This is a genomic window from Streptomyces sp. NRRL S-37 (genome assembly GCF_000721605.1).
In the GTDB taxonomy this organism is placed as follows: Bacteria; Actinomycetota; Actinomycetes; order Streptomycetales; family Streptomycetaceae; genus Streptomyces.
The window spans coordinates 206974-220515 of record NZ_JOIZ01000007.1; the positions used below are offsets into that span (position 1 = coordinate 206974).

Consider the following 13542-nt stretch of genomic DNA (forward strand, 5'->3'; position numbering starts at 1 on the left):
TGATCTGAGAATGGCTAAGCAGATCAAGGGCATCCTGGGCGAGAAGCTCGGCATGACGCAGGTGTGGGACGAGAACAACCGTGTTGTTCCGGTCACCGTCGTCAAGGCCGGCCCCAACGTCGTCACCCAGGTCCGCACGAACGACGTCGACGGCTACGAGTCGGTCCAGATCGCCTTCGGCGAGATCGACCCGCGCAAGGTGAACAAGCCCCTCAAGGGCCACTTCGCCAAGGCCGACGTCACCCCCCGTCGTCACCTCGTCGAGATCCGCACGTCGGACGCCTCCGAGTACACGCTGGGCCAGGAAGTCACCGCTGAGGTCTTCGAGTCGGGCGTGAAGGTCGACGTCACCGGCAAGAGCAAGGGCAAGGGCTTCGCCGGTGTCATGAAGCGTCACAACTTCAAGGGCCTCGGCGCCGGACACGGCACCCAGCGCAAGCACCGCTCGCCCGGTTCCATCGGTGGCTGCGCCACCCCGGGTCGCGTGTTCAAGGGCCTGCGCATGGCGGGCCGTATGGGCAACGAGCGGGTCACCACCCAGAACCTGACCGTCCACGCCGTTGACGCGGAGAAGGGTCTGCTGCTCATCAAGGGCGCGGTTCCCGGTCCGAACGGCGGCCTCGTCCTGGTCCGCACCGCGGCCAAGGGGGCCTGAGGTAACCGATGAGCACTGTTGACATCCTTTCGCCCGCGGGCGACAAGGCCGGTACCGTCGAGCTCCCCGCGGAGATCTTCGGCGTTGAGAAGGTCAGCATCCCGCTGATCCACCAGGTCGTCGTCGCGCAGCTGGCCGCCGCCCGCCAGGGCACCCACAAGACCAAGACCCGCGGCGAAGTCCGTGGCGGTGGCAAGAAGCCCTACCGCCAGAAGGGCACCGGCCGCGCCCGTCAGGGCTCGACCCGCGCGCCGCAGTTCGCCGGTGGTGGCGTCGTGCACGGTCCCGTGCCGCGCGACTACTCCCAGCGCACCCCCAAGAAGATGAAGGCTGCCGCCCTGCGTCACGCCCTCACCGACCGGGCGCGCCACAACCGCATTCACGTCGTCTCCGGCGTGATCGAGGGCGAGACCCCCTCCACGAAGGCCGCCAGGTCGCTGTTCGGCAAGATCTCGGAGCGCAAGAACCTGCTCCTGGTCGTCGACCGCGCCGACGAGGCCGCGTGGCTGTCCGCCCGCAACCTGCCCCAGGTCCACATCCTGGAGCCGGGCCAGCTGAACACGTACGACGTTCTCGTCTCGGACGACGTGGTCTTCACCAAGGCCGCTTTCGAGTCCTTCGTCGCCGGCCCGAACAAGGCCAACGACAACGAAGGGAGCGAGGTCTGATGGCTGCCCGTCACCCCTCCATCGCCTCCAAGGCGGCCAAGAAGGCCAAGGCCGCGCGCGTCGCCAAGGCACGCCGCCACGAGGCCGAAGGCAAGAACACCGTCGTCACCCCGGCGAGCAAGGCCTACACGGACCCCCGTGACGTCCTGCTGAAGCCGGTCGTGTCGGAGAAGAGCTACGCGCTCATCGACGAGAACAAGTACACGTTCATCGTCGACCCCAGCGCGAACAAGACCCAGATCAAGCAGGCCGTCCAGGCGGTCTTCGAGGTCAAGGTCACCGGGGTCAACACGATCAACCGCATCGGCAAGCGCAAGCGCACCCGCACCGGCTTCGGCCAGCGCGCGGCGACCAAGCGCGCGATCGTGACCCTCGCCGAGGGCGACCGTATCGACATCTTCGGCGGTCCGACCGCGTAAGCGGTCAGGATCGTCCGATATCGGACGAGGACTGAGAAATGGGTATCCGCAAGTACAAGCCGACGACTCCGGGCCGTCGTGGCTCCAGCGTCGCCGACTTCGTCGAGGTCACGCGGTCCACGCCGGAGAAGTCGCTGGTCCGTCCCCTGCACAGCAAGGGCGGCCGTAACAATTCCGGTCGTGTGACCGTCCGCCACCAGGGCGGTGGCCACAAGCGCGCCTACCGCGTGATCGACTTCCGTCGTCACGACAAGGACGGCGTGCCGGCGAAGGTCGCGCACATCGAGTACGACCCCAACCGCACCGCGCGCATCGCGCTGCTGCACTACGCCGACGGCGAGAAGCGCTACATCCTCGCCCCGCGCAACCTGCAGCAGGGCGACCGCGTCGAGAACGGTCCCGGGGCCGACATCAAGCCGGGCAACAACCTGGCCCTCCGCAACATCCCGGTCGGTACCACGATCCACGCGATCGAGCTCCGTCCCGGTGGCGGCGCCAAGTTCGCCCGCTCGGCCGGTGCCTCCGTGCAGCTGCTCGCGAAGGAGGGCTCGATGGCCCACCTGCGCATGCCGTCCGGAGAGATCCGCCTGGTCGACCAGCGCTGCCGCGCCACGGTCGGCGAGGTCGGCAACGCCGAGCAGTCGAACATCAACTGGGGCAAGGCGGGCCGCAAGCGGTGGCTGGGCGTCCGCCCGACCGTCCGTGGTGTGGTCATGAACCCGGTGGACCACCCGCACGGTGGTGGTGAGGGCCGGACCTCCGGTGGTCGTCACCCCGTGTCCCCGTGGGGCAAGAAGGAAGGCCGTACTCGTTCGCCCAAGAAGGCGTCGAACAAGTACATCGTCCGCCGCCGCAAGACGAACAAGAAGCGCTAAGGACGGGTTGAGATGCCTCGTAGCTTGAAGAAGGGACCCTTCGTCGACGACCACCTGATCAAGAAGGTGGACGCGCAGAACGAAGCCGGTACCAAGAACGTCATCAAGACCTGGTCCCGTCGCTCGATGATCGTCCCGGCGATGCTGGGCCACACGATCGCGGTGCACAACGGCAAGACCCACATCCCGGTGTTTGTCACCGAGTCCATGGTCGGCCACAAGCTCGGCGAGTTCTCGCCGACGCGCACCTTCCGGGGTCACGTCAAGGACGACCGGAAGTCGAAGCGCCGCTAGTCAGCGGGGTGGATTGACCATGACAAACACTGAAGGGACAACCATGGAAGCCAGGGCCCAGGCGCGGTACATCCGCGTCACGCCCATGAAGGCCCGCCGCGTGGTGGACCTCATCCGTGGCATGGACGCCACGGAGGCTCAGGCGGTCCTGCGTTTCGCCCCGCAGGCCGCGAGCGTGCCGGTCGGCAAGGTGCTGGACAGCGCCATCGCCAACGCCGCGCACAACTACGACCACACCGACGCCGACAGCCTCTACATCTCCGAGGCGTACGTCGACGAGGGCCCGACCCTGAAGCGGTTCCGTCCGCGCGCCCAGGGCCGTGCCTACCGGATCCGCAAGCGGACCAGCCACATCACCGTGGTCGTCAGCAGCAAGGAAGGAACCCGGTAATGGGCCAGAAGGTAAACCCGCACGGGTTCCGGCTCGGTGTCACGACCGACTTCAAGTCGCGTTGGTACGCCGACAAGCTGTACAAGGACTACGTCAAGGAAGACGTCGCCATCCGTCGGATGATGACGTCCGGCATGGAGCGCGCCGGCATCTCGAAGGTGGAGATCGAGCGCACCCGTGACCGCGTGCGTGTGGACATCCACACCGCCCGTCCCGGCATCGTCATCGGCCGCCGCGGCGCCGAGGCCGACCGCATCCGCGGTGACCTGGAGAAGCTGACCGGCAAGCAGGTCCAGCTGAACATCCTCGAGGTCAAGAGCCCCGAGACGGACGCTCAGCTGGTGGCCCAGGCCGTCGCCGAGCAGCTCTCCTCCCGCGTCTCCTTCCGTCGCGCCATGCGCAAGAGCATGCAGGGCACGATGAAGGCCGGCGCCAAGGGCATCAAGATCCAGTGCGGTGGCCGCCTCGGTGGCGCCGAGATGTCCCGCTCGGAGTTCTACCGCGAGGGCCGTGTGCCCCTGCACACGCTCCGCGCGAACGTGGACTACGGCTTCTTCGAGGCCAAGACGACCTTCGGCCGCATCGGCGTGAAGGTCTGGATCTACAAGGGCGACGTCAAGAACATCGCCGAGGTCCGCGCCGAGAACGCCGCTGCCCGTGCGGGTAACCGCCCGGCCCGCGGTGGCGCCGACCGCCCGGCCCGTGGTGGCCGCGGTGGCGAGCGTGGCGGTCGCGGCCGCAAGCCGCAGCAGGCTCCCGCTGCCGAGGCCCCCAAGGCCGACGCTCCGGCTGCCGCTCCGGCTGAGAGCACCGGAACGGAGGCCTGACCGACATGCTGATCCCCCGTAGGGTCAAGCACCGCAAGCAGCACCACCCGAAGCGCCGCGGTATGGCCAAGGGTGGTACGACGGTCGCGTTCGGCGAGTACGGCATCCAGGCCCTCACGCCGGCGTACGTGACCAACCGCCAGATCGAGGCGGCCCGTATCGCGATGACCCGCCACATCAAGCGTGGCGGCAAGGTCTGGATCAACATCTACCCGGACCGCCCGCTCACGAAGAAGCCGGCCGAGACCCGCATGGGTTCCGGTAAGGGTTCGCCGGAGTGGTGGATCGCGAACGTGCACCCGGGCCGGGTCATGTTCGAGCTGTCCTACCCCAACGAGAAGATCGCCCGTGAGGCGCTGACGCGTGCGGCCCACAAGCTGCCGATGAAGTGCCGGATCGTCAAGCGCGAGGCAGGTGAAGCGTGATGTCGGCCGGTACCAAGGCGTCCGAGCTGCGCGAGCTGGGCAACGAGGAGCTTCTGGCGAAGCTCCGCGAGGCCAAGGAAGAGCTGTTCAACCTCCGCTTCCAGGCGGCGACCGGTCAGCTCGAGAACCACGGTCGGCTGAAGGCCGTCCGTAAGGACATCGCGCGGATCTACACCCTGATGCGCGAGCGCGAGCTGGGCATCGAGACGGTGGAGAACGCATGAGCGAGAACAACGTGACTGAGACGAACACCGAGGCTCGGGGCGACCGCAAGACCCGCGAGGGCATCGTCGTCAGCGACAAGATGGACAAGACCGTCGTCGTCGCTGTCGAGGACCGCAAGAAGCACGCGCTGTACGGCAAGGTCATCCGCAGCACGAGCAAGCTCAAGGCCCACGACGAGCAGAACTCCGCCGGCGTCGGCGACCGCGTCCTCCTGATGGAGACCCGGCCGCTGTCCGCCACGAAGCACTGGCGCATCGTCGAGATCCTCGAGAAGGCCAAGTAGGTAATTCCCGCAAGGGAATTCCCCAGTACGTTCCCGCGGGGCATCCCTCGCAGGACAGTTCCGCCAGGCTCCGACGGGGTCGATCGACCGACCCCGTCGGGGAACCGGCAGACAAACAGGAGATAGACGTGATCCAGCAGGAGTCGCGACTGCGTGTCGCCGACAACACGGGTGCGAAGGAAGTCCTCTGCATCCGTGTGCTCGGTGGCTCCGGTCGCCGCTACGCGGGCATCGGTGACGTCATCGTCGCCACCGTCAAGGACGCGATCCCCGGTGGCAACGTGAAGAAGGGTGACGTCGTCAAGGCGGTCATCGTTCGCACCGTCAAGGAGCGCCGCCGTCCGGACGGCTCGTACATCCGCTTCGACGAGAACGCCGCCGTCATTCTGAAGAACGACGGCGACCCTCGCGGCACCCGTATCTTCGGCCCCGTCGGCCGTGAGCTGCGCGAGAAGAAGTTCATGAAGATCATCTCCCTCGCGCCGGAGGTGCTGTGAGCATGAAGATCAAGAAGGGCGACCTGGTCCAGGTCATCACCGGCAAGGACAAGGGCAAGCAGGGCAAGGTCATCGCGGCCTACCCCCGCGAGGACCGTGTCCTGGTCGAGGGTGTCAACCGGGTCAAGAAGCACACCAAGGCCGGCCCGACCGCCGGCGGCTCGCAGGCCGGCGGCATCGTGACCACCGAGGCCCCGGTCCACGTCTCCAACGTCCAGCTGGTCGTGGAGAAGGACGGCAAGAAGGTCGTCACGCGCGTCGGTTACCGCTTCGACGACGAAGGCAACAAGATCCGCGTTGCCAAGCGGACGGGTGAGGACATCTGATGACGACCACCACCACTCCGCGTCTGAAGACGAAGTACCGCGAGGAGATCGCGGGCAAGCTGCGCGAGCAGTTCTCCTACGAGAACGTCATGCAGGTTCCCGGCCTCGTCAAGATCGTGGTCAACATGGGTGTGGGCGACGCCGCCCGCGACTCCAAGCTGATCGAGGGCGCCATCCGCGACCTCACCACGATCACCGGTCAGAAGCCGGCCGTCACCAAGGCCCGCAAGTCCATCGCGCAGTTCAAGCTGCGCGAGGGCCAGCCGATCGGTGCCCACGTCACGCTCCGTGGCGACCGCATGTGGGAGTTCCTGGACCGCACCCTGTCGCTCGCGCTGCCGCGCATCCGCGACTTCCGCGGCCTGTCCCCCAAGCAGTTCGACGGCCGTGGCAACTACACCTTCGGTCTCACGGAGCAGGTCATGTTCCACGAGATCGACCAGGACAAGATCGACCGCACCCGGGGTATGGACATCACCGTGGTGACCACGGCGACCAACGACGAAGAGGGCCGCGCCCTTCTCCGTCACCTCGGCTTCCCCTTCAAGGAGGCGTGAGCGAGATGGCGAAGAAGGCTCTGATCGCGAAGGCTGCTCGCAAGCCCAAGTTCGGTGTGCGTGGCTACACCCGCTGCCAGCGCTGTGGCCGCCCGCACTCCGTGTACCGCAAGTTCGGCCTGTGCCGCGTGTGCCTTCGTGAGATGGCTCACCGTGGCGAGCTGCCGGGCGTGACCAAGAGCTCCTGGTAATCCGGGCAATTCCGGACTCCCAGGGCTCTCGGTAAGCATTGGGAACGGCAGGAGGCCCGCTCCGCATGGCTTAGGCTTGCGGGGTTGGGCACCTGCCGTGCCCCAGACGACTTACTACGCCGTAGGTCCACCGCGCCGCACCCGTCCCGTCTCGGATCGGGGAGAGGGATGGCGCACCAGGAAACCCCGGCGAGAGAGGCCGAAGGCCAATTCATGACCATGACTGATCCGATCGCAGACATGCTTACGCGTCTGCGGAACGCGAACTCGGCGTACCACGACTCCGTGGCGATGCCGCACTCGAAGATCAAGTCGCACATCGCGGAGATCCTCCAGCAGGAGGGCTTCATCACGGGCTGGAAGACCGAGGACGCCGAGGTCGGCAAGAACCTCGTCCTCGAGCTGAAGTTCGGCCCGAACCGTGAGCGCTCCATCGCGGGCATCAAGCGGATCTCCAAGCCCGGTCTCCGGGTGTACGCGAAGTCCACCAACCTGCCGAAGGTGCTGGGCGGCCTCGGCGTGGCGATCATCTCCACGTCGCACGGGCTCCTCACCGACAAGCAGGCCGGCAAGAAGGGCGTGGGTGGGGAAGTCCTCGCCTACGTCTGGTAGCGGAAGGGAACGGAGGAAACAGCTATGTCGCGCATCGGCAAGCTCCCCATCGCGGTTCCCGCCGGCGTGGACGTCACCATCGACGGCCGTACGGTCGCGGTCAAGGGCCCCAAGGGCACGCTGACCCACACCGTCGTGGCGCCGATCGAGATCGCCAAGGGTGAGGACGGCGTGCTGAACGTCACCCGCCCCAACGACGAGCGTCAGAGCAAGGCCCTGCACGGCCTGTCCCGCACGCTGGTGGCGAACATGATCACCGGCGTGACCCAGGGTTACGTGAAGAAGCTCGAGATCAGCGGTGTCGGTTACCGCGTTGTCGCCAAGGGTTCGAACCTGGAGTTCTCCCTCGGCTACAGCCACTCGATCACCGTCGAGGCCCCCGAGGGCATCACCTTCAAGGTGGAGTCCCCGACCCGTTTCTCGGTCGAGGGCATCGACAAGCAGAAGGTCGGCGAGGTTGCGGCCAACATCCGCAAGCTGCGCAAGCCCGACCCGTACAAGGCCAAGGGCGTCAAGTACGAGGGCGAAGTCATCCGCCGCAAGGTCGGAAAGGCGGGTAAGTAAGCCATGGCATACGGGCAGAAGATCCTCAAGGGCGACGCCTACAAGCGCGCCGCGATCAAGCGCCGCCACATCCGGATCCGCAAGCGGATCGCGGGTACCGCGGAGCGCCCCCGTCTGGTCGTGACCCGCTCCAACCGCCACATCGTGGCGCAGGTGATCGACGACCTGAAGGGTCACACCCTGGCGTCGGCGTCCACCCTGGACGCGTCGGTCCGCGGTGGCGAGGGCGACAAGTCCGCGCAGGCCAAGCAGGTCGGCGCCCTGGTCGCCGAGCGCGCCAAGGCCGCCGGTGTCGAGGCCGTCGTGTTCGACCGTGGTGGTAACCAGTACGCCGGGCGCATCGCCGCTCTGGCGGACGCCGCCCGCGAAGCCGGCCTGAAGTTCTGAGCCGGTTCCGAGCTAGCGGAAACAGAGAGAGGTAATTCCAATGGCTGGACCCCAGCGCCGCGGTGGCGGTGCCGGTGGCGGCGAGCGGCGGGACCGGAAGGGCCGTGACGGCGGCGCAGCTGCCGCCGAGAAGACCGCGTACGTTGAGCGCGTCGTCGCGATCAACCGCGTCGCCAAGGTTGTGAAGGGTGGTCGTCGCTTCAGCTTCACCGCGCTGGTCGTGGTGGGCGACGGTGACGGCACCGTGGGTGTCGGATACGGCAAGGCCAAGGAGGTGCCGGCCGCCATCGCCAAGGGCGTTGAGGAGGCCAAGAAGCACTTCTTCAAGGTCCCCCGCATCCAGGGCACCATCCCGCACCCCATCCAGGGTGAGAAGGCTGCCGGCGTCGTGCTGCTCAAGCCCGCGTCGCCCGGTACCGGTGTGATCGCCGGTGGTCCGGTGCGCGCCGTGCTCGAGTGCGCCGGTATCCACGACGTGCTGTCGAAGTCGCTCGGCTCCGACAACGCGATCAACATCGTGCACGCGACCGTGGCGGCCCTCAAGGGTCTGCAGCGTCCCGAGGAGATCGCGGCCCGCCGTGGTCTGCCGCTCGAGGACGTCGCCCCCGCGGCTCTGCTCCGTGCGCGTGCCGGGGCGGGTGTGTGATCATGGCGCAGCTCAAGATCACGCAGGTCAAGTCCTACATCGGCAGCAAGCAGAACCACCGTGACACCCTGCGTTCGCTCGGCCTGAAGAAGGTCAACGACGTGGTCGTCAAGGAGGACCGCCCCGAGTTCCGCGGCATGGTGCACACCGTCCGCCACCTCGTGACGGTCGAGGAGGTCGACTGATCATGGCGGAGAACAACCCGCTCAAGATCCACAACCTCCGTCCCGCCCCCGGCGCCAAGACCGCCAAGACCCGTGTCGGTCGTGGTGAGGCGTCGAAGGGTAAGACGGCCGGTCGTGGTACGAAGGGCACCAAGGCCCGTTACCAGGTTCCGGAGCGCTTCGAGGGTGGCCAGATGCCGCTCCACATGCGTCTCCCGAAGCTGAAGGGCTTCAAGAACCCGTTCAAGACCGAGTACCAGGTCGTGAACCTCGACAAGCTGGCCGCGCTGTACCCCGAGGGTGGCGAGGTCACCGTCGAGGGCCTGGTGGCCAAGGGCGCCGTTCGCAAGAACAGCCTCGTCAAGGTCCTCGGCCAGGGCGAGGTCTCCGTGGCGCTGCAGGTGACGGTCGACGCCGTCTCCGGCTCCGCCAAGGAGAAGATCACCGCCGCCGGCGGTACCGTCACCGAGCTCGTCTGACCCGTTCAGGTGTCTCGATGACGTAGAGCGATCCCGACCGGGGATACCCCACATTTGGGGTATCCCCGGTTGGTCGTTCCTAGGGCGGCATGGTCGCCGGTAAGGTGGCCTGCGCTGCCCACCGACCTCGGGCGCCCCACGCGGGCACTCAGGGCGGCAGTTGACCGTTACGTATTCGTCCTTAGTCGGAATCTCAAGACCGTCACCCTTGACGCAGATGCGCGGGGGGTCGCAGGAGGCACCGTGCTCACCGCGTTCGCCCGGGCGTTCAAGACGCCCGACCTGCGCAAGAAGCTGCTCTTCACGCTCGGCATCATCGTGGTGTACCGGATCGGTACCAACGTTCCCATCCCGGGCGTCGACTACCGCAACGTCCAGACCTGTATCGACAACGCCGAAGCCAACTCGGGTCTGTTCGGTCTGGTCAACATGTTCAGCGGCGGGGCTCTGCTCCAGATCACGATCTTCGCGCTGGGCATCATGCCCTACATCACCGCGTCGATCATCCTGCAGCTGCTGACCGTGGTGATCCCGCGTCTGGAAGCCCTCAAGAAGGAGGGCCAGTCCGGTACGGCGAAGATCACGCAGTACACCCGTTATCTGACGGTGGCGCTGGCCATCCTCCAGGGCACCGGTCTGGTGGCCACCGCCCGCAGCGGCGCCCTGTTCCAGGGCTGCCCGGTCGCGAGCCAGATCGTCCCGGACCAGTCGATCTTCGTGACCATCACCATGGTCATCACCATGACCGCCGGCACGGCCGTGGTCATGTGGCTCGGTGAGCTCATCACCGACCGCGGCATCGGCAACGGCATGTCGATCCTGATGTTCATCTCGATCGCCGCCACCTTCCCCTCCGCCCTGTGGGCCATCAAGGAGCAGGGCAGCCTCGCGGACGGCTGGATCGAGTTCGGCACCGTGATGCTCGTCGGGTTCGTCATGGTCGGCCTGGTCGTCTTCGTGGAGCAGGCCCAGCGCCGGATCCCCGTGCAGTACGCCAAGCGCATGGTCGGCCGCCGTTCCTACGGTGGTACGTCGACGTACATCCCGCTCAAGGTGAACCAGGCGGGCGTCATCCCCGTCATCTTCGCCGCGTCGCTGCTGTACATCCCGGCGCTGATCGTCCAGTTCTCCAGCTCGACGGCGGGCTGGGCGACGTGGGTCGAGGCGAACCTCGCCAACCCCGCGGCCACGGCGCACATCGTCCTGTACTTCCTCCTGATCGTGTTCTTCGCCTTCTTCTACGTGGCGATCTCCTTCAACCCCGAGGAAGTCGCCGACAACATGAAGAAGTATGGTGGCTTCATCCCGGGCATCCGGGCTGGCCGACCGACCGCTGAGTACCTCAGCTACGTACTCAACCGGATCACCTGGCCGGGTTCGCTGTACTTGGGTCTGATCTCTCTCGTGCCGACAATGGCGTTGGCTGGTTTCGGGGCGAACCAGAACTTCCCGTTCGGCGGGACCAGCATCCTGATCATCGTGGGTGTCGGTCTCGAGACGGTGAGGCAGATCGAGAGCCAGCTCCAGCAGCGCAATTACGAAGGGTTCCTCCGCTGATGCGAATCGTCCTCGTCGGGCCGCCGGGTGCCGGTAAGGGTACGCAGGCCACCCGCCTTGCCGAGAAACTGCGCATCCCGCACATTTCGACAGGCGACCTGTTCCGCGCCAACATCAGCCGGCAGACCGAACTGGGGAAGCTCGCGAAGTCCTACATGGACGCGGGCAATCTCGTCCCCGACGAGGTCACCATCGCCATGGCCAAGGACCGTATGGAGCAGCCCGACGCCGAGGGCGGCTTCCTGCTGGACGGCTTCCCGCGCAACGTGTCGCAGGCCGAGGCGCTGGACGAGCTGCTGCAGACCGAGGGCATCAAGCTGGACGCGGTCCTCGATCTGGAGGCCCCCGAGGACGAGGTCGTCAAGCGGATCGCCGGGCGGCGGATCTGCCGCAACGAGTCCGCGCACGTGTTCCACGTGACGTACAGCCCGCCGAAGCAGGAGGGCGTCTGCGACGTCTGCGGTGGTGAGCTGTACCAGCGGGACGACGACTCCGAGGACACCGTGCGGACGCGGCTGGAGGTCTACCACACGCAGACCGAGCCGATCATCGACTACTACCGGGCGCAGGGGCTGGTCGTGACCATCTCCGCGATGGGCCCCGTCGACGAGGTCACGGAGCGGGCGCTGGAGGCGCTGAAGAGCGGCGAGTAGTTCCTGTACGACGGTCATGGCCGCGGTTCCTGTGGGTGAGGGGCCGCGGCTGTGGCTTGGCCGGGGGTGTGCGCGCGGCCCGGCCTTCGCGGGGTGCCTCCCCCGCTCCCGGCTGCGCTCGGGCGGGGGGACCCCCACCGCCCGCCCGTGCCGCCCCGCGGCACGATTGCCCGCGGTTATCGTGGATAGCGTTCGTGTCCCTTCCCGGTCCAGAAAGGCCGTCGTCCCCATGGTGCAGATCAAGAGCCCTGAGCAGATCGCCAAGATGCGTGAGGCGGGGTTGGTGGTCGCCGCCATCCACGCGGCCACCCGTGAGGCCGCCGTGCCCGGGGCCACGACGAAGGATCTGGACCAGGTCGCCCGCAAGGTGCTCGCGGAGCACAACGCCAAGCCGAACTTCCTCGGCTACGGCGGCTTCCCCGCGACGATCTGCACCTCGGTGAACGACGTCGTCGTCCACGGCATCCCCTCCGACGACGTCGTCCTCAAGGACGGCGACATCATCTCCATCGACTGCGGCGCGATCATCGACGGCTGGCACGGCGACGCCGCGTACACCGCGTTCGTCGGGTCCGGCCACTCCCCGGAGCTGGTCGAGCTGTCCCGGGTGACCGAGGAGTCGATGTGGGCCGGCATCGCGGCCATGAAGCAGGGCAACCGGCTCGTCGACATCTCCCGCGCGGTCGAGACGTACATCCGCCGCCAGCCCAAGCCGGGCGGCGGCAAGTACGGGATCATCGAGGACTACGGCGGCCACGGCATCGGCACCGAGATGCACATGGACCCGCACCTGCTGAACTACGTCGACCGCAAGCGGGGCAAGGGCCCCAAGCTGGTCCCGGGCTTCTGCCTGGCCATCGAGCCGATGGTCTCCCTGGGCACCCCGAGGACGAAGGTCCTCTCCGACGACTGGACGGTCATCACCACCGACGGCACCTGGTCCTCCCACTGGGAGCACTCGGTCGCCCTCACCGAGCAGGGCCCCCTGGTCCTGACCGCCCCCGACGGCGGCAAGGCCAAGCTCGCGGAGATGGGCATCACGGCGGCTCCGGACCCGCTCGGCTGACGGCCGCCGGCCACAGGCGGTCCGCCGGCCGGTGCGGCTGCGCGGAGCGCCTGTGAGGCGCCCCGGACGCCGGGTCCGCGCGAGCGGCGTCAAGGGACGCGTTCCGCTCGGTTAAGGATCTCCCGCGTGGGGCAGGATCTCTCGATTCGTTTTTCCGGGTGCGCTGACGTAGACTGACTCGTCGGCTCTTGTGCACCCGCATGCCTGCATGTACTACACACGGTGCACGCCAGAGTCGATCAAGGTAGTCGATTCGAAGGGCGAAGCGTGGCCAAGAAGCAAGGTGCCATCGAGATCGAGGGCACTGTCGTCGAGTCTCTTCCGAACGCCATGTTCAGGGTCGAGCTCCAGAACGGCCACCAGGTCCTGGCACACATCAGCGGCAAGATGCGTATGCACTACATCCGCATCCTCCCTGACGACCGGGTCGTGGTGGAGCTGTCTCCGTACGACCTGACGCGTGGCCGGATCGTCTACCGATACAAGTAGATCTTGCCCGCTCCCCGGCATGCCGGGGTGATGGCACTGACCCGGAGAACCTCACACCCATGAAGGTCAAGCCGAGCGTCAAGAAGATCTGCGACAAGTGCAGGGTGATCCGCCGTCACGGCCGGGTCATGGTCATCTGCGAGAACCCGCGCCACAAGCAGCGCCAGGGCTGACCGCAGCACGATCGACCCTCTGCGACTTCCGCAGAACTTCGCGCGACGCGAGCAACACACGTTCATACGCAGGTCCCGAGCCGCACGGCTCGACACCCCCGGCTCGGAGGCCGGGGACC

The 13542-nt window shown here is 66.9% G+C and carries 25 protein-coding genes; all 25 read left to right on the top strand.

What is annotated here, in order from left to right; genetic code table 11:
- Positions 1–10: 10 nt before the first annotated feature.
- The 25 genes from rplC to rpmJ all read left to right on the top strand — a co-directional run bounded on the left by rplC (position 11) and on the right by rpmJ (position 13423).
- Entirely contained in the window at positions 11–655 is a 645-nt protein-coding gene (rplC, locus tag IH50_RS0113815; RefSeq protein WP_004927290.1) for a 50S ribosomal protein L3, read from the top strand.
- Positions 656–663: 8 nt separating this feature from the next.
- Positions 664–1323 (top strand): 50S ribosomal protein L4, encoded by a 660-nt coding sequence (rplD, locus tag IH50_RS0113820; RefSeq protein WP_030860967.1) that lies wholly within the window; start codon positions 664–666, stop codon positions 1321–1323.
- Positions 1323–1742, top strand: coding sequence for a 50S ribosomal protein L23 (gene rplW / locus IH50_RS0113825; RefSeq protein WP_030860969.1), 420 nt, complete (start codon positions 1323–1325; stop codon positions 1740–1742). The genes rplD and rplW overlap by 1 nt, the downstream gene beginning before the upstream one ends.
- Positions 1743–1780: 38 nt before the next feature.
- The gene (gene rplB, locus IH50_RS0113830; protein ID WP_004927281.1) at positions 1781–2617 is read left to right on the top strand and encodes a 50S ribosomal protein L2; all 837 of its coding nucleotides are present in this window, start codon (positions 1781–1783) and stop codon (positions 2615–2617) included.
- Between the two features lie 12 nt (positions 2618–2629).
- Positions 2630–2911 carry a 30S ribosomal protein S19 gene (gene rpsS / locus IH50_RS0113835; RefSeq protein ID WP_010036728.1) on the top strand — a complete coding sequence of 94 codons (282 nt, stop codon included), beginning with the start codon at positions 2630–2632 and terminating at the stop codon, positions 2909–2911.
- 43 nt (positions 2912–2954) lie between these two features.
- Positions 2955–3302, top strand: a complete 348-nt coding sequence (rplV, locus tag IH50_RS0113840; protein ID WP_019329637.1) for a 50S ribosomal protein L22 — start codon at positions 2955–2957, stop codon at positions 3300–3302.
- Positions 3302–4129, top strand: a complete 828-nt coding sequence (gene rpsC / locus IH50_RS0113845) for a 30S ribosomal protein S3 (RefSeq protein ID WP_030860973.1) — start codon at positions 3302–3304, stop codon at positions 4127–4129. Before rplV ends, rpsC begins: the two co-directional genes overlap by 1 nt.
- 5 nt (positions 4130–4134) lie before the next feature.
- Positions 4135–4554, top strand: a complete 420-nt coding sequence (gene rplP, locus IH50_RS0113850; protein WP_007443989.1) for a 50S ribosomal protein L16 — start codon at positions 4135–4137, stop codon at positions 4552–4554.
- On the top strand, positions 4554–4778 hold the full coding sequence (gene rpmC, locus IH50_RS0113855) for a 50S ribosomal protein L29 (RefSeq protein WP_007494763.1): 225 nt from the start codon (positions 4554–4556) through the stop codon (positions 4776–4778). Before rplP ends, rpmC begins: the two co-directional genes overlap by 1 nt.
- Complete coding sequence (gene rpsQ, locus IH50_RS0113860) at positions 4775–5062, top strand: 30S ribosomal protein S17 (RefSeq protein WP_030860977.1); 288 nt, start codon at positions 4775–4777, stop codon at positions 5060–5062. The genes rpmC and rpsQ overlap by 4 nt, the downstream gene beginning before the upstream one ends.
- Before the next feature lie 128 nt (positions 5063–5190).
- Positions 5191–5559 carry a 50S ribosomal protein L14 gene (gene rplN, locus IH50_RS0113865; protein ID WP_030831680.1) on the top strand — a complete coding sequence of 123 codons (369 nt, stop codon included), beginning with the start codon at positions 5191–5193 and terminating at the stop codon, positions 5557–5559.
- A gap of 2 nt (positions 5560–5561) precedes the next feature.
- A complete protein-coding gene (rplX, locus tag IH50_RS0113870) occupies positions 5562–5885 on the top strand; it encodes a 50S ribosomal protein L24 (RefSeq protein ID WP_030860979.1) in 324 nt (107 codons plus the stop codon).
- A complete protein-coding gene (gene rplE / locus IH50_RS0113875; RefSeq protein ID WP_030860981.1) occupies positions 5885–6442 on the top strand; it encodes a 50S ribosomal protein L5 in 558 nt (185 codons plus the stop codon). Before rplX ends, rplE begins: the two co-directional genes overlap by 1 nt.
- A 5-nt stretch (positions 6443–6447) precedes the next feature.
- Entirely contained in the window at positions 6448–6633 is a 186-nt protein-coding gene (locus tag IH50_RS0113880) for a type Z 30S ribosomal protein S14 (RefSeq protein WP_003948630.1), read from the top strand.
- Positions 6634–6846: 213 nt separating this feature from the next.
- Positions 6847–7245 carry a 30S ribosomal protein S8 gene (rpsH, locus tag IH50_RS0113885; protein WP_030831671.1) on the top strand — a complete coding sequence of 133 codons (399 nt, stop codon included), beginning with the start codon at positions 6847–6849 and terminating at the stop codon, positions 7243–7245.
- A gap of 24 nt (positions 7246–7269) precedes the next feature.
- On the top strand, positions 7270–7809 hold the full coding sequence (gene rplF, locus IH50_RS0113890; protein ID WP_030860985.1) for a 50S ribosomal protein L6: 540 nt from the start codon (positions 7270–7272) through the stop codon (positions 7807–7809).
- A gap of 3 nt (positions 7810–7812) precedes the next feature.
- Positions 7813–8196, top strand: coding sequence for a 50S ribosomal protein L18 (gene rplR, locus IH50_RS0113895; RefSeq protein WP_030860987.1), 384 nt, complete (start codon positions 7813–7815; stop codon positions 8194–8196).
- Positions 8197–8236: 40 nt separating this feature from the next.
- Complete coding sequence (rpsE, locus tag IH50_RS0113900) at positions 8237–8842, top strand: 30S ribosomal protein S5 (protein ID WP_030860989.1); 606 nt, start codon at positions 8237–8239, stop codon at positions 8840–8842.
- Positions 8843–8844: 2 nt separating this feature from the next.
- On the top strand, positions 8845–9027 hold the full coding sequence (gene rpmD / locus IH50_RS0113905; protein ID WP_004984515.1) for a 50S ribosomal protein L30: 183 nt from the start codon (positions 8845–8847) through the stop codon (positions 9025–9027).
- 2 nt (positions 9028–9029) lie between these two features.
- Positions 9030–9485, top strand: a complete 456-nt coding sequence (rplO, locus tag IH50_RS0113910) for a 50S ribosomal protein L15 (RefSeq protein WP_006140897.1) — start codon at positions 9030–9032, stop codon at positions 9483–9485.
- A 243-nt stretch (positions 9486–9728) separates the two neighbouring features.
- Complete coding sequence (gene secY, locus IH50_RS0113915; protein ID WP_030860993.1) at positions 9729–11042, top strand: preprotein translocase subunit SecY; 1314 nt, start codon at positions 9729–9731, stop codon at positions 11040–11042.
- Positions 11042–11695, top strand: coding sequence for an adenylate kinase (locus IH50_RS0113920; protein WP_030860995.1), 654 nt, complete (start codon positions 11042–11044; stop codon positions 11693–11695). The genes secY and IH50_RS0113920 overlap by 1 nt, the downstream gene beginning before the upstream one ends.
- 229 nt (positions 11696–11924) lie before the next feature.
- On the top strand, positions 11925–12761 hold the full coding sequence (gene map, locus IH50_RS0113925; protein ID WP_030860997.1) for a type I methionyl aminopeptidase: 837 nt from the start codon (positions 11925–11927) through the stop codon (positions 12759–12761).
- 267 nt (positions 12762–13028) lie between these two features.
- Positions 13029–13250 carry a translation initiation factor IF-1 gene (infA, locus tag IH50_RS0113930; RefSeq protein ID WP_004927214.1) on the top strand — a complete coding sequence of 74 codons (222 nt, stop codon included), beginning with the start codon at positions 13029–13031 and terminating at the stop codon, positions 13248–13250.
- Positions 13251–13309: 59 nt separating this feature from the next.
- Positions 13310–13423, top strand: coding sequence for a 50S ribosomal protein L36 (gene rpmJ, locus IH50_RS0113935; protein WP_003998809.1), 114 nt, complete (start codon positions 13310–13312; stop codon positions 13421–13423).
- Positions 13424–13542 lie beyond the last annotated feature (119 nt).